Annotated in this window: 15 protein-coding genes; 13 read left to right on the forward strand and 2 right to left on the reverse strand. The window is 68.1% G+C overall.

Annotation, left to right across the window (positions count from 1 at the left end):
* Positions 1–28: 28 nt before the first annotated feature.
* Complete coding sequence (locus ACSYAO_RS05905; protein ID WP_197616655.1) at positions 29–2,089, reverse strand: putative bifunctional diguanylate cyclase/phosphodiesterase; 2,061 nt, start codon at positions 2,087–2,089, stop codon at positions 29–31.
* Positions 2,090–2,238: 149 nt separating this feature from the next.
* Here ACSYAO_RS05905 and radA point away from each other — a divergent pair, with 149 nt between their 5' ends.
* From radA to ACSYAO_RS05925, 4 genes are all read left to right on the forward strand, one after another.
* Positions 2,239–3,615, forward strand: coding sequence for a DNA repair protein RadA (gene radA, locus ACSYAO_RS05910; protein WP_197655791.1), 1,377 nt, complete (start codon positions 2,239–2,241; stop codon positions 3,613–3,615).
* Positions 3,616–3,764: 149 nt separating this feature from the next.
* Positions 3,765–5,621, forward strand: coding sequence for an ATP-binding protein (locus tag ACSYAO_RS05915; RefSeq protein WP_049462343.1), 1,857 nt, complete (start codon positions 3,765–3,767; stop codon positions 5,619–5,621).
* 48 nt (positions 5,622–5,669) lie between these two features.
* Positions 5,670–7,976 carry a tetratricopeptide repeat protein gene (locus ACSYAO_RS05920; protein WP_197655792.1) on the forward strand — a complete coding sequence of 769 codons (2,307 nt, stop codon included), beginning with the start codon at positions 5,670–5,672 and terminating at the stop codon, positions 7,974–7,976.
* A 92-nt stretch (positions 7,977–8,068) separates the two neighbouring features.
* The gene (locus ACSYAO_RS05925; RefSeq protein ID WP_049462406.1) at positions 8,069–8,533 is read left to right on the forward strand and encodes a hypothetical protein; all 465 of its coding nucleotides are present in this window, start codon (positions 8,069–8,071) and stop codon (positions 8,531–8,533) included.
* Positions 8,534–8,623: 90 nt separating this feature from the next.
* Here ACSYAO_RS05925 and ACSYAO_RS05930 read toward each other — a convergent pair whose 3' ends face one another.
* Complete coding sequence (locus ACSYAO_RS05930) at positions 8,624–9,418, reverse strand: cytochrome C assembly family protein (RefSeq protein ID WP_012510433.1); 795 nt, start codon at positions 9,416–9,418, stop codon at positions 8,624–8,626.
* Positions 9,419–9,540: 122 nt separating this feature from the next.
* Here ACSYAO_RS05930 and ffh point away from each other — a divergent pair, with 122 nt between their 5' ends.
* The 9 genes from ffh to ACSYAO_RS05975 all read left to right on the forward strand — a co-directional run bounded on the left by ffh (position 9,541) and on the right by ACSYAO_RS05975 (position 16,170).
* A complete protein-coding gene (gene ffh, locus ACSYAO_RS05935) occupies positions 9,541–10,917 on the forward strand; it encodes a signal recognition particle protein (protein WP_005408591.1) in 1,377 nt (458 codons plus the stop codon).
* A gap of 147 nt (positions 10,918–11,064) precedes the next feature.
* On the forward strand, positions 11,065–12,141 hold the full coding sequence (locus ACSYAO_RS05940) for an NAD(P)H-dependent flavin oxidoreductase (RefSeq protein WP_049398965.1): 1,077 nt from the start codon (positions 11,065–11,067) through the stop codon (positions 12,139–12,141).
* On the forward strand, positions 12,138–12,920 hold the full coding sequence (locus ACSYAO_RS05945; protein ID WP_049462345.1) for an aminotransferase class IV family protein: 783 nt from the start codon (positions 12,138–12,140) through the stop codon (positions 12,918–12,920). The genes ACSYAO_RS05940 and ACSYAO_RS05945 overlap by 4 nt, the downstream gene beginning before the upstream one ends.
* A gap of 132 nt (positions 12,921–13,052) precedes the next feature.
* Entirely contained in the window at positions 13,053–13,313 is a 261-nt protein-coding gene (gene rpsP, locus ACSYAO_RS05950; protein WP_005415733.1) for a 30S ribosomal protein S16, read from the forward strand.
* Positions 13,314–13,357: 44 nt separating this feature from the next.
* On the forward strand, positions 13,358–13,870 hold the full coding sequence (gene rimM / locus ACSYAO_RS05955) for a ribosome maturation factor RimM (protein ID WP_197655793.1): 513 nt from the start codon (positions 13,358–13,360) through the stop codon (positions 13,868–13,870).
* 8 nt (positions 13,871–13,878) lie between these two features.
* Entirely contained in the window at positions 13,879–14,637 is a 759-nt protein-coding gene (gene trmD / locus ACSYAO_RS05960) for a tRNA (guanosine(37)-N1)-methyltransferase TrmD (RefSeq protein ID WP_197655794.1), read from the forward strand.
* 154 nt (positions 14,638–14,791) lie between these two features.
* Positions 14,792–15,193: a 50S ribosomal protein L19 gene (gene rplS, locus ACSYAO_RS05965; RefSeq protein ID WP_005408597.1), complete on the forward strand. Its 402-nt coding sequence runs from the start codon at positions 14,792–14,794 to the stop codon at positions 15,191–15,193.
* Between the two features lie 82 nt (positions 15,194–15,275).
* Positions 15,276–15,656, forward strand: coding sequence for a DUF6404 family protein (locus ACSYAO_RS05970; protein ID WP_032127554.1), 381 nt, complete (start codon positions 15,276–15,278; stop codon positions 15,654–15,656).
* A 79-nt stretch (positions 15,657–15,735) separates the two neighbouring features.
* Positions 15,736–16,170, forward strand: coding sequence for a DUF1801 domain-containing protein (locus ACSYAO_RS05975; RefSeq protein ID WP_049424480.1), 435 nt, complete (start codon positions 15,736–15,738; stop codon positions 16,168–16,170).
* The last annotated feature ends 13 nt before the right edge of the window (positions 16,171–16,183 follow it).

The raw sequence follows: 16,183 nt of genomic DNA on the forward strand, positions 1-16,183 counted from the left end.
ATCGCGGGAAGCCGGCCGGCGGCCGGCTCTACCCCGCCACCCGGCGCAGGAACTCTTCGGCATCCATAGGCCGGCCCAGGTGATAGCCCTGCAGCTGGTCGCAGCCCAGTTCGCTCAGGTATTCGCGCTGCGCCTGCGTCTCCACGCCTTCGGCCACCACCTGCAGCTGCAGGGTGCGGCCCAGCGCAATGATCGACGACACGATGGCGGCGTCTTCGTCGTTGCGTTCCAGGTCATGCACGAACGCGCGGTCGATCTTCAGTTCGGTGGCCGGCATCCGCTTCAGGTACAGCAGGCTGGAGTAGCCGGTGCCGAAATCGTCGATGGCGATATGCACGCCCATCGCGGTCAGATCGTTGAGAATCGCCAGGCTGGCGTCGACATCCTTCATCGCCGTGGTCTCGGTGATCTCCAGGGTCAACCGCGCCGGCTCGATCCGGTGCCGCTGCAGCACCTCGCGCACGCTGTCCAGCAGGGCCGGCGAGGAGAACTGCAAGGGCGACAGGTTCACCGCCATCGACCATCCGGTATGCCCGGCCTCGTGCCATGCCCGCAGCTGCGCACAGGCGCGGTCCAGTACCCAGTCGCCGATCGGCAGGATCAGGCCGCTGCGCTCGGCGATGGGAATGAACACATCCGGCGCCAGCAGGCCCAGTTCCGGGTGCTGCCAGCGCAGCAGGGCCTCGGCGCCGGTAGCTGGTGCGCCAGCGGCCGGGAACTTCGGCTGGTAGTGCAGCAGCAGCTCGTCACGCGCGATCGCCTTGCGCAGGTCCTGCAGCAGGCGCAGCTGGCGGTTGGCACTGAGCTGCATCGACGGGGTGAAGAAGGTATAGCCGTTACGGCCGGTTTCCTTGGTGTGGTACATCGCCGCGTCGGCGTGCGCCATCAGCTCTCGCTCGTTGCTGGCATCGTCCGGGTACAGGGCGATGCCGAGACTGGCGCTGACCTGCAGTTCGGCGGCATCCAGGGTGAATGGTTCGCCGGCGGCGGCGATGATGCGTTCGGCCACCACCACCGCATCGTCCGGGGTGTCGATGGCCAGCACGATCACGAACTCGTCGCCGCCGAGGCGCGCGAACGTGTCCTGCGGCCGCAGCAGGCCGCCGATGCGCTGTGCCACCGCCACCAGCAGGCGGTCGCCCAATTGGTGGCCGTAGGCATCGTTGACCGCCTTGAAACCGTCCAGGTCGCAGAACATCACCGCCACTGCGCGGCCGCGGCGGCGCGCCTTCTCGATGGCCTGTTCGATGCGGTCCTGCAGCAGCATGCGGTTGGGCAGCTGGGTCAGCGGGTCATGCAGGGCGGCCTGGATCAGCTTGTCGTTGGCGTGTGCCAGTGAATCGGCCAGCAACCCGGTACGCACGCGCATCTGCCGATCGAACAGCGAGGCGACCAGGGCGATACCCAGGGTGGCTACAGTGGTGACGATCACCAGCACTGCCAGCCAGCGCGTGTCGATGCCGCCGCTGCCGACCGCGCCGCAGATGCTGCCTTCGGGGAAGCGTGCGGCGGCCATGCCGGTGTAATGCATGCCGACGATGGCCAGGCCCATCACCAGCGAGGCCAGTGCGCGCAGGCGCATGGTGTGGCGCTGCTCGGTACGCAGGCGGAAGGCGATCCACAGCGCCGCGCCGGCGGCACCGATGGCTACTGCAATGGAGGCGGCGAACCAGCCCGGGTGATAGTCGATACCTGGCTGCATGCGCATCGCGGCCATGCCGAGGTAGTGCATGGTGGCAATGCCCAGGCCCATCAGCACGGCGCCGGCCAGCAACCGTCGCCACGGCAGGCTGGGTCGTGACACCAGCCACAGCGCATAGGCCGAAGCGCCGATCGACACTGCAAGCGAATACAGGGTGATGCCGAGGTCGTAGCCGACCGGGATCGGCAGGTCGAAGGCCAGCATGCCGATGAAATGCATCGACCAGATACCCAGGCCCATCGCCGCCGCGCCGCCGGCCAGCCACCAGCGGGCCACGCGGCCCTCGGCCGTGGCCAGGCGGCCGGCCATGTCCAGCGCCGTGTACGAAGCAAGAATGGCCACCAGCAGGGAGATGGCGACCAGGCTCTGACTGTAACTGCCAGTCATGTTGAATCCAGAGGGGGAGGGAGGGGCGCCCGCAAGGCGCACGCCCGCGACAGCTATCGGCGCGGGTGGGCGGGACTTGAGCGGTCGCAGCACCTGCGACCCGGCTCGGCTATCCTGCCACGCCTGTTCCCGTTGCTGGAAATCATCCGATGGCAAAAGCCCGCACCGCCTACGTCTGCAATGAATGCGGCGCCGAATTCAGCAAGTGGCAGGGCCAGTGCACCGAGTGCAACGCCTGGAACTCGCTGTCGGAAATCGTGCTGGAGAGCGCGGCGGCGACCAAGGCGCCCGCGTCGCGCCGGGCCGGCTGGGCCGGCAAGATCGACCCGCCGAAGATCACCGCCCTGAAGGACGTGGAGCAGACCGAGCATCGCCGTGTCTCGACCGGCATCGGCGAGTTCGATCGCGTGCTGGGCGGTGGCCTGGTCGAGGGCGCGGTGGTACTGGTCGGTGGTGACCCGGGCATCGGCAAGTCGACCCTGCTGCTGCAGGCGGTGGCGAAGATGGCGGCCGAGCTGCCGGTGCTGTACGTCACGGGCGAGGAGTCGCTGGCCCAGGTGGCCGGCCGCGCACACCGGCTGGAATTGCCGCTGGATGGTGTCAATGCGCTGGCCGAGACCGGCGTCGAGTCGATCCTGCAGCATGCGTCCAAGGCCGGCCCGCGGCTGATCGTGGCCGACTCCGTGCAGACCCTGTGGACCGAGAGCCTGACCGCCGCGCCCGGCTCGGTCAGCCAGGTGCGCGAGAGCGCGGCGCGGCTGGTGCGTTTCGCCAAGGAGACCGGCACCGCCGTGTTCCTGGTCGGCCACGTGACCAAGGAGGGCGGTATCGCCGGCCCGCGCGTGCTCGAACACATGGTCGATGCGGTGCTGTACTTCGAAGGCGAGAGTGGCAGCCGCTTCCGCCTGCTGCGCGCGTTCAAGAACCGCTTCGGTGCGGTCAACGAGCTGGGCGTGTTCGCGATGGGCGACAAGGGCCTGAAGGAAGTCTCCAATCCGTCGGCGATCTTCCTGTCCGGCGGCAGTACCCACCAACCCGGCAGCTGCGTGATGGTCACCCGCGAGGGCACCCGGCCGCTGCTGGTTGAAGTGCAGGCGCTGGTGGATGCGTCGCCGCTGTCGAACCCGCGTCGTGTCGCGGTCGGCCTGGAGCAGAACCGGCTGGCCATGCTGCTGGCGGTGCTGCATCGCCACGGCGGCGTGCTGGTCGGCGACCAGGACGTGTTCGTCAACGTGGTCGGTGGCATCCGCGTGCAGGAGACCGCTGCCGACCTGCCGGTGCTGCTGGCGGTGCTGTCCTCGCTGCAGGACCGGCCGCTGGCGGAAAAGACGATTGCGTTTGGCGAGGTTGGCCTGTCCGGCGAGATCCGCCCGGTGCCCAATGGCGAGGACCGCCTGCGCGAGGCCGCCACCCATGGTTTCAAGCGCGCCATCGTGCCCAAGGCCAACGCGCCCAAGGGCGGTTCGGTGAAGGGCATGGAAGTGATCGCGGTGGAACGCCTGTCCGAGGCCATCGACGCGGCATGATCGCCGCGGTACCGCCGGGCCACGCCCGGCGGGATATGCGCGCGGAATACGGCAGCCGACACGGCAACGGTCAGCCTGCCTGTGCTAGTTTTTCCCGCTCGACGAAGGCGCCCTCTGGCGTCTTTCCGTGCCCAGGAGTAAACGATTACATGCAGGACACCGCGCTCACCGCCCCCAACGCCGAAATCCGTCGCGCCGGGGTCGATCTCAATGGACTGATGACGGTGCTGGGCAAGCACCTCTATTCCACCCCGGTGGTGGCGCTGCGTGAGCTGGTGCAGAACGCGCACGACTCGATCATCCGCCGCCGCATCGAACAGCCCGGCATCGAAGTGCCATCGCGCATTTCGGTGCAGGTCGATGCCGGTGCCGGCGTGCTGCGCATCATCGATACCGGCGCCGGCCTGACCCGCCAGGAGATCCACGATTACCTGGCCACCGTCGGCGTCGGCTACACCCGCGGCCTGCGCCAGGGCGGCGAGGACGATGAGGGCCTGATCGGCATGTTCGGCCTCGGCTTCCTGTCGGCCTTCGTGCTGGCGCGCCGGGTCAGCGTGCGCACCACCTCGTACCAGACGCCGGAACTGGGCCATCTGTACGTGTCCAGCAACGCCGAGCAGTACACCGTCAGCGAAGTGCCGGCACGCGCGGTCGGTACCGAGGTGGAACTGGAGCTGCATCCGGACTTCCTGCCGCTGGCCAACGAAGCGCGCCTGCACGAAGTGCTGGGTCGCTACTGCGCGCTGCTGTCCGAGCCGATCTTCATCGGTGCTGCAGGCGAGGCGCTCAACCCCGAGCCGCCGCCGTGGCGCGGCCAGGGCGATGTGGCCCTGCATCCGGTGCAGGCGCGTCGCCAGGCGCTGCAGTTCGCGGCGCGTTTCGAACATGATTTCGAGCCGATCGTCACCGTGCCGCTGCGTGCCGATGGCAACAGCGATGCCACCGGCCTGCTGTGGGTGCAGGACGGTGCCACCTACGGCACCAGTGACAACCGCAACCTGTCGGTGTTCGTGCGCGGCATGCTGCTGGACGACGATGCGCGTGACCTGCTGCCGCCGTGGGCGGGCTTCATCGGCGGGGTGATCGAATCCTCGCGGCTCACGCCCACCGCCAGCCGCGAAGACCTGCAGCGCGATGACCAGTACCGCGCCGTGCAGCATGCGTTGCTGGAGGCGCTGATTGATGGCCTGGCCGACGTCGCGCGGCAGCAGCCGGAAGCGTGGCGACGTGTATTGAGCCGCCACAACGAGGCGCTGCTGGGCGCGGCGCTGTGCGATGACCGCCTGTTCGACCTGCTGCTGGAACACGTGCGCGTGCCGACTTCGCAGGGTGACCTGCCGGCCAGTGCGCTGCCCGCACGCGGTGCCGTGCATGTGATCCTCGACAACGGTGGCGGCTTCGAGGAAATGCTGTTCCGCGCGATGGGCGTGCCGGTCGCGCATGGCCATCGCTATGCAGTAGTGCCGTTCCTGCGCCGCTGGGCCCAGGCCAAGGGACTGCGTCTGGTCGAGCTCGGCACCGAGCAGGGCAACCGCGCGCTGTTCCGCAGCGATGACAGCCTCGACGAGGCGCAGCTGGCATGGCTGCGCGAGCAGCTGGGTGACGGCGAACAATTGCTGCCGGCACGCTTCAGTCCCGAGTCGCTGCCGGTGGTGGTGGTGCCCGACCGCGAAGCCGAGCTGAAGCAGCGCCTGGAAGACGATGAGAACGACAAGCGCGTTTCAATGGCGGCGCTGCGCCTGGCGCGTCAGTTCACTGCGCGCATCGAATCGCGTGCGCCATCGCGGCTGTACCTCAACCTCGACAACCCGGCGGTGCAGGCGCTGCTGCGCGCCCAGCGCGACGGCCACCCGCAGGCCGAAGCCGCAGCGCGCCTGCTGCGCTCACTGAAGATCATCGTCGCCGCGCAGGGCCGTCCACTGGCCCGCGCGACCGCCACGCCCGGCCCGGATCTCAACGGCGCCTTCACCGATATCGCCGGTGCCCTGCAGCAGATGCTGCGCTGAGCACCGCATCCTCTCATCCAGCCTTCGCTAGACAGGAGTACTTACCCCATGGACATCTGGAACTGGGTCGAAAAACTGCAGGGTGACCTGCGCCAGGCCGGCCAGGCGCAGAATGCGCACCTGCTGAATCGCCTCGCCGACGAGGTGAGCGAACTGCGTGTCGACCGCGTTGACGCGCTGCTGCCCGAAGCGCGAGCGCTGGGCAAGGCGCTGGACAACCCGTGGGTCGACGTCTACGTCGGCCACTGGGCGCTGCGCAACCGCGTCGGCAACCGCGTCGAAGGCGAGAGCGCGCTGGGCGAAGCCGTGGCGCTGTTCGAGCGTGCGCATCGCGAGGACACCCTGGAATGCCCGCAGTCGATCTGCGTGACCCAGGATCTTGCCGCCTGCTACGGCAACATCGATGGCCCCGGCTGGGTGCCGGAGCGCATCGAGGTGTGCGACGAGACGCTGGGCCGCATTGACCCGAGCTGGGCCTGCTTCCAGTGCCTGAGCTGCGAGAAGGCCGATGCACTGCTTGATGATGGCCGCGGCCAGGAGGCACTGGATTACCTGCAGGTGCAGTCCGATGCGATCGAGGCCTGCGGCAAGGAAGTGTTCGACAGCTTCCCGGAGATGCAGATCAAGATCCTGCTGGGCATGGGCCGCGCCGAAGAAGCGCTGCTGCTGATCGAGAAGCGCGAGGCCGAAGTGGCGGCGTCCGGCGAGTACGAGCCGGCCAACTGCACGGTGCCGCGCCGCCTGTCCAAGGCGTGGGCGCTGGCGCAGCTGGACCGCGACGAAGAGGCCCTGCAGCAGCTGGTGCCGTGGAGCGAGCTGACGCCTACCTACTGGCGGCTGTGGGCGAACACCGCCGCAGCGCTGTGCCGGCGTGATCCCGCACGCAATACCTGGGACCTGGGTACGCGCTTCAACACCGTCATCGAACACTTTGCCGAGGTTGGCTCGCACCGCCTGCTGATCGAAGTCGCTGCGCTGAGCCTGGAGCTGGCCCTGCAGCGTGGCGCACGCTGGGTGGCGCTGCGCCAGCTGGAACTGGCGCGTACCCATCTGGCACAGCTGCGCCAGGACCGGGGTGCGGCTGCGCTGGTGGCCGGCCTGGCGGCACGCATCGATGCATTGCCGGATGTAGCGCCGCTGCCGGTGCCAGCCGCTGAACTACTGGTTTGGCTGAACGAACAGGGAGAGCAGAATCAGTCGCGCGATCCCGAACGTGAGGCGCAGTGGCTGCTGCAGGCACAGGCGCAGCTGCCAGATGACGAGGCGCTGGCCGAGATGGCTGCCTCCGCGCTGAGCGCCTGTGGGGCGCAGACGGAAGCGCGCGCATTGCTGTGGCGCTTCGTGCGCGCACACACGCAGGATGATGGCCCGGCCGCCTACACGCTGATGCGCTGGCTGACCGAGCAGGGCGACGACGAAGGCCTGCGCCAGCTGGCTGATGCCTATCGCGGCAGCGTGCCGGTGTTCGCGCACTGGTGCGAGGTGCAGCGCGCCCGTCGCGTGTCCGACTGGCCGGCACTGGAGCAGGCCGCGCAGGCGCTGCTGGCGGCCTCGCCGGGCTCGCATGGCGCACGCGGTACGCTGGCGCGGATGTACATGGAAACCGGTCGCTTCAGCGAGGCGCAGGCCTGCTATGCGCAGCTGGTGGAGCTGCTGGAAGAACCCAACGCCGCACACTGGGACCACATGAGCGCGGCCAGCGCGGCACGCGACTGGGATGCGGTGCGCCGCTCGGCGGCGGCGATCGGCATGGAGCTGTCCAGCCAGGACGGCGTGGTCGAGGAGCCGTGGGGCTGGGTGATCATCCGCAGCGAAGAGAACGGCGAGCCGATGGAGTACTACGCGCGCCGCAGTGGCCCGGTCACCGCACGTATCGTCGAGAACGCACCGGCCAACCGTGCCCAGCAGGTAGGCGACTGGGTGGTGTTCGATGCTGCGCTGGTGCACCCGGCGCCGGAGGAGGAGGAAGCGCGCGAGCATTTCATCCCGACCTATGCGCAGGTGCATGTGCTGGAGCGCGGCGGCTTTGCCCGCAGCTGGCTGATCGACGGCGCGCACCCGGGCGAAGACGCGTGGAATGCCTTTGTCGCAGCGGCCGAGGCGCAGGGCTGGCAGGTGTGGTCGCACAGCCGCCCGGACTACACCGTGACCGATCCGGACGAGGAGGAGGGCACGCTGCCGGGCCTGCTGTTCACCGTCGCCCAGCCGCAGGACCATGCACCGCTGGCGCTGCACCGCTTCCTGCAGCAGGAAACCGCGAAGTGGCAGCATCCGCATTGCTGGCTGCGGCTGGCCGAAGCCTGCGACCAGGATCGCCAGCCGCACCTGGACGTGATCGAGCGTTACGGCTTGTAAGCCGGGTATCGGGTAGTGCCGGCCGCTGGCCGGCAGCGCCGGGATATCCTGTGTTGCCGGCCAGCGGCCGGCACTACATCAAGGAGAAGTACATGCGAAAGACAGGGATGTTCATGATCGCCGGGCTGCTGCTGGCCCCCGCCGTGCAGGCCGCACCGGCCTGCCAGGAACCAGTGGCTGTCGCCCGTGCCTTCTACGAGGCAACCACCGGCAATGGCGATCTGCTGGAACCGCCGCCGGCGCTGGTCAGCCCGGCCTTCGGCAAGGCCCTGCGTGGCGAGCGCGCCTGCCAGACGCGCGAGGAAGGCATCTGCACCATCGATTCCGATCCGTGGCTGGATGCGCAGGATGGCGACATCGAGAGTCCGGTGCGCTACATCTGGAAAGAGGTCTCGGCGACGTCCGGCCAGGTCGAGATGCGCTATTCGGTATGGAAGAAGGCCTACGTGACCCGGTTGCCGATGGTGCGCCAGGGGCAGGGCTGCTGGCAGGTGGATGACATCCTCACCAACAGCGGTCGCTCGGTACGGAAGATCCTGGCCCAGCCGGTGCCTTGACCGTCTGCGGCATCCACGCATAGTGCGGTCCTGTTGCCGGGCAGCGGCCGGCACTACCCGGGTGGGTGCCGACCGTTGGCCGGCACACCGCTATCGCGAATGCCCGAACACCAGTTCGATCGCGAACTGGCTGCCGAAGAACGCGAGCAGCAGCAACAGCATCGCTGCCAGCGTCCAGTGCACCGCCTTCATGCCGCGCCAGCCGTAGCGGCGACGGCCGATCAGCAGCACGCCGAACACGATCCACGACAGCACGCTCAGCACGGTCTTGTGCACCAGCTTCTGCGCCAGCAGGTCGTCGACGAACAGCACGCCGGTGACCAGGGTCAAGGTCAGCAGCGCGAAGCCGACGGTGATCACCCGGAACAGCAGCGATTCCAGATCGGCCAGCGGCGGCAGGGCGCGCAGCCACGGCCGGAACTCGCGGCGGCGCAGGGCGCGTTCCTGCAGCCACAGCATGATCGCCAGCAGCGCGGCGATGCTCAGCGTGGCGTAGGCCAGCAGCGCCAGCCAGGCGTGGCTGGCCAGGCGCCAGCCCAGCACCTTGCTCGGTTCGTGGCCGTAGCCGTGGTAGGCCAGCAGCAGTACCGCGGCCAGCGGGAACACCACCACGCCCAGCGCCGACATGCGCCCGCGCGCGCCGACCAGCGAGGTCAGCCAGGCCATGCCCAGGCCGACCAGCGACAGCGCGGCGAAGAAGTGCATGTCCGGCCCGCCGTTGGTGCGCATGGCCACCATCACGTGGTAGCCGCCGTGCAGCAGCATCGCCGGCAGGGCGGGCCACAGCCAGGCGGGGGAGCCGGTGCTTTCATCGCGGCCAAGCGCACGCACCAGCAGGGCGCTGGCGGCCAGGTAGAGCAGGGCGGCGATGAGAACGATTAACATCGTTGCAGTTTCGCATACCCCTGCGGTGGTGGCGACGGCCCTGTGGTCGCAGTCCGGGGAGGGGAGCGGACCCGTTATACTGTCTGCCTTATTGTCCCCCGCTTTCAGACAGGTTGCGCCGCATGTTCGAGTCACTGACCCAGCGCCTTTCCGGCACCATCGAGCGCCTGCGTGGCCGCGGCCGCCTGACCGAGGAGAACATCCGCGAGGCCACCCGTGAGGTCCGCATCGCGCTGCTCGAAGCCGACGTTGCGCTGCCGGTGGTGCAGGCCCTGATCGAACGCATCAAGGTGCGGGCGGTCGGCCAGGAAGTGCTGAAGTCGCTGACCCCGGGCCAGGCCCTGATCAAGGTCGTGCGCGACGAGCTGACCGCGGTGATGGGCGCCGAAGCCAGCGACCTGAACCTCAATGTGCCCGCTCCGGCCATCATCCTGATGGCGGGCCTGCAGGGCGCCGGCAAGACCACCACGGTGGGCAAGCTGGCCAAGCACCTGAAGGAAAAGCGCAAGAAGAAGGTGATGGTGGTCTCGGCCGACGTCTACCGTCCGGCCGCGATCGAGCAGCTGAAGACCCTGGCCGAGCAGGTCGGCGTGCTGTTCTTCCCGTCCAGCGCCGACCAGAAGCCGGAAGCCATCGTCCGCGCCGCCATCGACGATGCGCGCAAGTCGTTCGTCGACGTGCTGCTGGTCGATACCGCCGGCCGCCTGGCCATCGACGAAGCAATGATGGCCGAGATCAAGGCCCTGCACGCGGCGGTGAATCCGGCCGAAACCCTGTTCGTGGTCGACGCCATGACCGGCCAGGACGCGGCCAACACCGCCAAGGCCTTCGGCGATGCGCTGCCGCTGACCGGTGTGGTGCTGACCAAGACCGACGGCGACGCCCGTGGCGGTGCCGCGCTGAGCGTGCGCTACATCACCGGCAAGCCGATCAAGTTCGTCGGTGTCAGCGAGAAGCCGGAGGGCCTGGACGTCTTCCACCCGGACCGCATCGCCAGCCGCATCCTGGACATGGGCGACGTGCTGTCGCTGGTCGAGCAGGTCGAGCAGCAGGTCGACAAGGACAAGGCCGCCAAGCTGGCCGAGAAGGTCGCCAAGGGCAAGAAGTTCGACCTGAACGACATGCGCGACCAGCTGGAGCAGATGCAGAACATGGGCGGCATCGGCGGCCTGATGGACAAGCTGCCGGGCTTGGGCAACATCCCCGACCATCTGAAGCAGCAGGTCAGCCAGGGCAAGGAAGTGCCGCGCATGATCGCCATCATCAGCTCGATGACCAAGAAGGAACGGCGCAACCCGAACCTGCTCAACGGCTCGCGCCGCGCGCGCATCGCCAAGGGCTCGGGCGTGACCCCGGCCGACGTCAACAAGCTGATGAAGCAGTACATGCAGATGGAAAAGATGATGAGCAAGATGGCCGGCGGCGGCATGAAGGGCATGTTGCGCAGCATGAAGGGCATGATGGGCGCCATGGGCGGCCGCGGCATGCCGTTCCGTTGATGCATTGAACACCGGCTTTTTTTTGTAGAGTCGAGCCATGCTCGACTGCTTTTCTGCCGGTGCCCCGGTCGAGGTAGAGTCGAGCAAGCTCGACGCCACCCCCATCCTGCGCGCACCATGGGGGCCTGTCCGAAACGATGGGCCGTCATGCAGAGTTCCGCTGTATCTTCCCGCGTCGAGGCGTTCTGCCGGCGCTTTGGCGTTTCCGTTCCGATCCTGCTGGCCCCGATGGCCGGCGCCTGCCCGGTGCCGTTGTCGGCTGCGCTGGCCAATGCCGGCAGCATGGGGGCGATGGGCGCAGTGCTGTCGTCATCGGCCGATATCGGCCACTGGATGGATGACTTCCGCGCTGCCTCGACGGGCCCCGCACAGGTGAACCTGTGGGTGCCGGACCCGGCACCGACCCGTGATGTCGCCGCTGAAGCCGCCAGCCGCGCCTTCCTCGCGCAGTGGGGTCCGGACGTGCCGGCCAGCGCCGCCGATGCCACGCCCGCCGACTTCGAAGAACAGTTCGCCGCACTGCTGGCGGCGCGCCCGGCGGTGGCCTCGACCATCATGGGCGTGCTGCTGCCGCGCCACGTACAGCAGTTGAAGGATGCCGGCATTGCCTGGATCGCCTGTGCGACCACCTTGTCCGAAGCGCGTGCGGCACAGGACGCCGGTGCCGACGCGGTGGTGGCACAGGGCGTGGAAGCCGGTGGCCATCGCGGTGCGTTCGATCCGGCGATGGCCGAGCGCCAGCTGGTCGGCCTGTTTGCGTTGTTGCCACGCCTGGCCGACCACCTGCAGATTCCGGTGATTGCTGCCGGTGGCATCGCCGACGGTCGCGGCATTGCCGCCGCGCTCACCCTGGGGGCCAGCGCCGTGCAGATCGGCACTGCCTTCCTGCGCACGCCCGAAGCGGCGATTGCTTCGGCGTGGGCCGATGGATTGGCGGCCAGCGAACCCGAAGATACCTGGCCGACCCGCGCCTTCAGTGGCCGCCTGGGGCGTGGCCTGGCGACACCCTATGTGCGCGCCGCCGCTGCGGAAGGCGCACCGGCGCCACGCCCGTACCCGGTGCAGCGCGGCCTGACCGCGCCGATGCGCAGGCAGGCCGTGCAGGAAAATCGTCTGGCGGCGATGCAGGCCTGGGCCGGGCAGTCGGCGTGGATGGCCCCGGCACAGCCGGCCGCCGACGTATTGCGCGGCATGTGGGAACAGGCGCAGGCGCTGCTGCGATGACCGTGACCTGCAACGGCCAACCGGTGCAGGTGGAGGATCTGCTGCCTGCGCTGGTCAACTATGGCCACTTCACCTCGCTGCAGGTGCGCGGTCACGCCGTGCAGGGACTGGACCTGCATCTGGCGCGGCTGTCGCAGGCCACGCGCGAACTGTTCGGCAGCGAGCTGGATGCCGCGCAGGTGCAGGCGTGGATGGCGCACGCCCTGCAGCAGGCCGGCCTGGCCGATGCGTCGCTGCGGGTGACGGTGTACTCGCGCCGCTTCGATTTCCGCAATCCGCTGGCGGCCGTACCGGTGGACGTGCTGGTGGCGGTGTCCGCGCCGGTGGCGCTGACCGCACCGAAGCGGGTGCGCAGCGTGGTGTGGCAGCGCGAGCTGCCGCAGATCAAGCACGTCGGCACCTTCGGCCTGTTTGCCGAGCGCCGTGCGGCGATGGCGGAAGGGTTCGACGATGTGCTGTTCGTGACCGCTGATGGCGTGATGAGTGAAGGCAGCACCTGGAACCTGGCCGTGCACGATGGTGAGCGCCTGCTCTGGCCACAGGCGCCGGCCCTGCGCGGTACTGCCGAGACGTTGTTGAAGCAGCATTGGCCGGGGGCACAGCTGACGCGGCCGTTGGCACTGGCTGAACTGGATAGCGTGAAGGCCGCTTTTGCCTGCAACGCCAGCGGCCTATGGGCGCTGGACGCCATCGACGGGCATGTCCTGCCGGGTTCGCAGGCACTGGCTGAACAGGGCAGGGCAGTGCTGGCGGCGGTGGCTTGGGACAGATTGGGGTGAAAACCCCCGCAGGGCATGGCCCGGCGCTGCCGTGAAGGCGGATTCACCCCTGGGGTTGGCTCGGCCGGGCTCTGCCGCTATAATCGCCCGCTTACCTCGCCATCCTGGCGACTGGGCAATAGGAAAAACACCATGGTCAAGATTCGACTGACCCGCGGCGGCGCCAAGAAGCGTCCGTTCTACCACATCATCGTCACCGACGTGCGCAGCGCGCGCGACGGCCGCAACATCGAGCGCGTTGGCTTCTACAACCCGGTCGCCCAGGGCGCCGAGAAGCGCATCGAGCTGGACCTGGCCCGCGTTGACCATTGGGTCAAGAACGGCGCCCAGCCGACCGACAAGGTCCGCAACCTGATCAAGGAAGCGACCAAGTCCCAGGCCGCTGCGGCCTGATCCTGACGGGCCACGCTTCGGCGTGGCCCTCTTGGTTGAAGCAGATGAAAGATATCGAGCGCCGCATCCTGCTGGGCAGGGTTGTCGGCGCTTTTGGTGTGCGCGGCGAGATCAAGCTCGAGTCCTGGACCGAGCCACGTTCCGCCATTTTCCGTTACCAGCCGTGGATCGTGCGCAGCCCGTCCGGCGTGGAAACCACGATTGAAGGTGTACGCGGCCGCGACAGCGGCAAGCACCTGGTCGCCCGTTTCCCCGGCGTCGAGGACCGCGATACCGTTGAAGCGATGCACGGCACCGAGATCTACGTGGCCCGCAGTGCGTTGCCGCCGCCGAAGCCCGATGAGTACTACTGGGTGGACCTGGAAGGCCTGGACGTGAAGACCACCGAGGGCCTTGCCCTGGGCCAGGTCTCGCACCTGTTCAGCACCGGCGCCAACGACGTGGTGGTGGTCCGTGGTGACCGCGAACGGATGATTCCGTTCGTGCAGCCGGACTTCGTCAAGTCGGTCGACTTCGAGGCCAACCTGGTCGTGGTCGACTGGGATCCCGAGTTCTGAGTGTGAGCATGCGTTTCGACGTCATCACCCTGTTCCCCGAGTTCCTCGCCCAGTCCGCTGGACTGGGCGTGGTCGGGCGCGCGCAGGAGAAGGGCCTGTTCAGCCTGCATGGCTGGAATCCCCGTGATTACGCCGAAGGCAACTACCGCCGGGTGGACGACCGTCCGTTCGGTGGTGGCCCGGGCATGGTGATGCTGATCGAGCCGCTGCAGGCCTGCCTGCAGGCGATCCGTGATGCTGATCCGACCCCGACGCGGGTGATCCATCTCAGCCCGCAGGGGGCGCCGTTGACCCAGGCCAAGGTGCGGGAACTGGCGGCGCTGCCGCGCATGGTCCTGCTCTGTGGCCGCTACGAAGGCATCGACGAGCGTTTCCTGGAGGCCAATGTCGACGAGGAGATTTCCCTCGGCGACTACGTGCTGTCCGGTGGCGAGCTGGGCGCGGCGGTGATCATCGACGCCGTGGCCCGCCTGCAGGACGGTGCCCTGAACGACGCGGAATCGGCGGCGCAGGACAGCTTCGAGGGCGACCTCGGCCTGCTCGACTGCCCGCATTACAGCCAGCCGGCCCAGCACCCGCTGGGTGACGTGCCGGACGTGCTGCGCTCGGGCAACCACGCGGCCATCGCGGCCTGGCGCCGCCAGCAGTCGCTGGTCCGTACCGCCCAGCGGCGCCCGGACCTGTTGGATGAACAGGCGCTGGGCAAGGCCGACCGCAAGCTGCTGGAGCAGGGCCGTCAGGCCCAGAAACACAAGGCCAGCCCCTAGCGCAGGGCTGGCGTTATCGGCTATCATGGCCAATTCCCGTCGGCCCCGGCCGGCGCGCGCAGTACCCAAAACAAACGTGCAGCACAGTCCGGTGACTGCATGAGCCTACGTTGTCGATACGACACGCCCACCCGAACAAGAATCGGTGTAACCCATGAGCAAGCTGAACAAGTCCATCGTCGCGGAATTCGAATCCGCCCAGATCACCCGTGAACTGCCGAAGTTCAGCCAGGGCGACACCGTTGTCGTCAACGTGAAGGTGAAGGAAGGCAGCCGCGAGCGCGTGCAGGCCTACGAAGGCGTTGTCATCGCCACCAAGAACGCCGGCCTGAACTCCTCGTTCACCGTCCGCAAGATCTCGCACGGCTACGGCGTCGAGCGCGTTTTCCAGACCCACAGCGCCATCATCGACTCGGTCGAAGTGAAGCGTCGTGGTAAGGTCCGCGCCGGCAAGCTGTACTACCTGCGTGGCCTGGAAGGCAAGGCTGCCCGCATCAAGGAAGACCTGGCTGCCGCTGCTGCCGCCAAGGCTGCCCGTCTGGCCGAAAAGGCCTGATAAACAACTTCGGTTGTTGCCGCGACGGCCACCTTCGGGTGGCCGTTTGCGTTTCCGGCATCGCTTCGGCCACGATCAGGGGATGAACGACATCAACCCGCGCTATCCCGCCGTGATCCAGTCGGCGCTGCGCTTCCTCGACGGCAAGGGGCTGGCGCGCGTGCAGTCGGCACCGCTGCTGCATCGCCTTCTGTGGCGCATGGGCATCGCACTGCCACCGCCGATCCTGGCCGGCTTCGGCACCAATGCGCTGGTGCAGGGCCTGCTGTTCGGGCTGTTCTGGACCGCGCTGATGTGGCTGATGCTGTGGCAGGGCAGTGAACGCCCGCTGGCCCTGCTGCTGGCGGCCGGCCTGGTGGCCGGGGCGCTGTTCGGCGTGGTGATGGCGGCCTTGATGCGCTCGCTGCGCCGCCACCGCAAGCTGCCGGACTGGCAGCAGTTCCGGGCGCGGCAAGCGGACTGAGCCGATGGCGCACTGCGCCGTGACCGTTGGGGACAGACCGCGCTAGGCTGCGGTTTCATCCCGATGGACGTGCTGTGCGATGCCTGCCAAGCGAACCGCACCTTCCACCGCGCCCGCGCTGTTGTCCGGCGGCAACCCGCAGATCGCCAAGGGCGAGGGCGATGCGCCGGTGCAGGCCTATATCGCGGCGATGCCGGACTGGAAGCGGCCGATCGGAGCACAGCTGGATGCGCTGATCGAAGAGGCTGTACCCGGTGTGCACAAGGCAGTGAAGTGGAATTCGCCGATGTATGCGGTTGCGCCGGGCGAAGGCTGGTTTCTCAGCTTCCACTGCTTCACCCGCTACATCAAGGTGGCATTCTTCCGCGGCGCTGCGCTGAAGCCGGTGCCGCCGGAGCCGTCGAAGAGTGCCGATACGCGCTACCTGCACATCCAGCAGGAGGGTGCGTTGGATGAGGCGCAGTTCCTCGACTGGGTGCGCCAGGCCGCGGCATTGCCCGGCGAGCGCATGTAAGTGCATCGTTCCG

The organism is Stenotrophomonas sp. STK16_22, assembly GCF_051984505.1.
Lineage (GTDB): Bacteria > Pseudomonadota > Gammaproteobacteria > Xanthomonadales > Xanthomonadaceae > Stenotrophomonas > Stenotrophomonas maltophilia_A.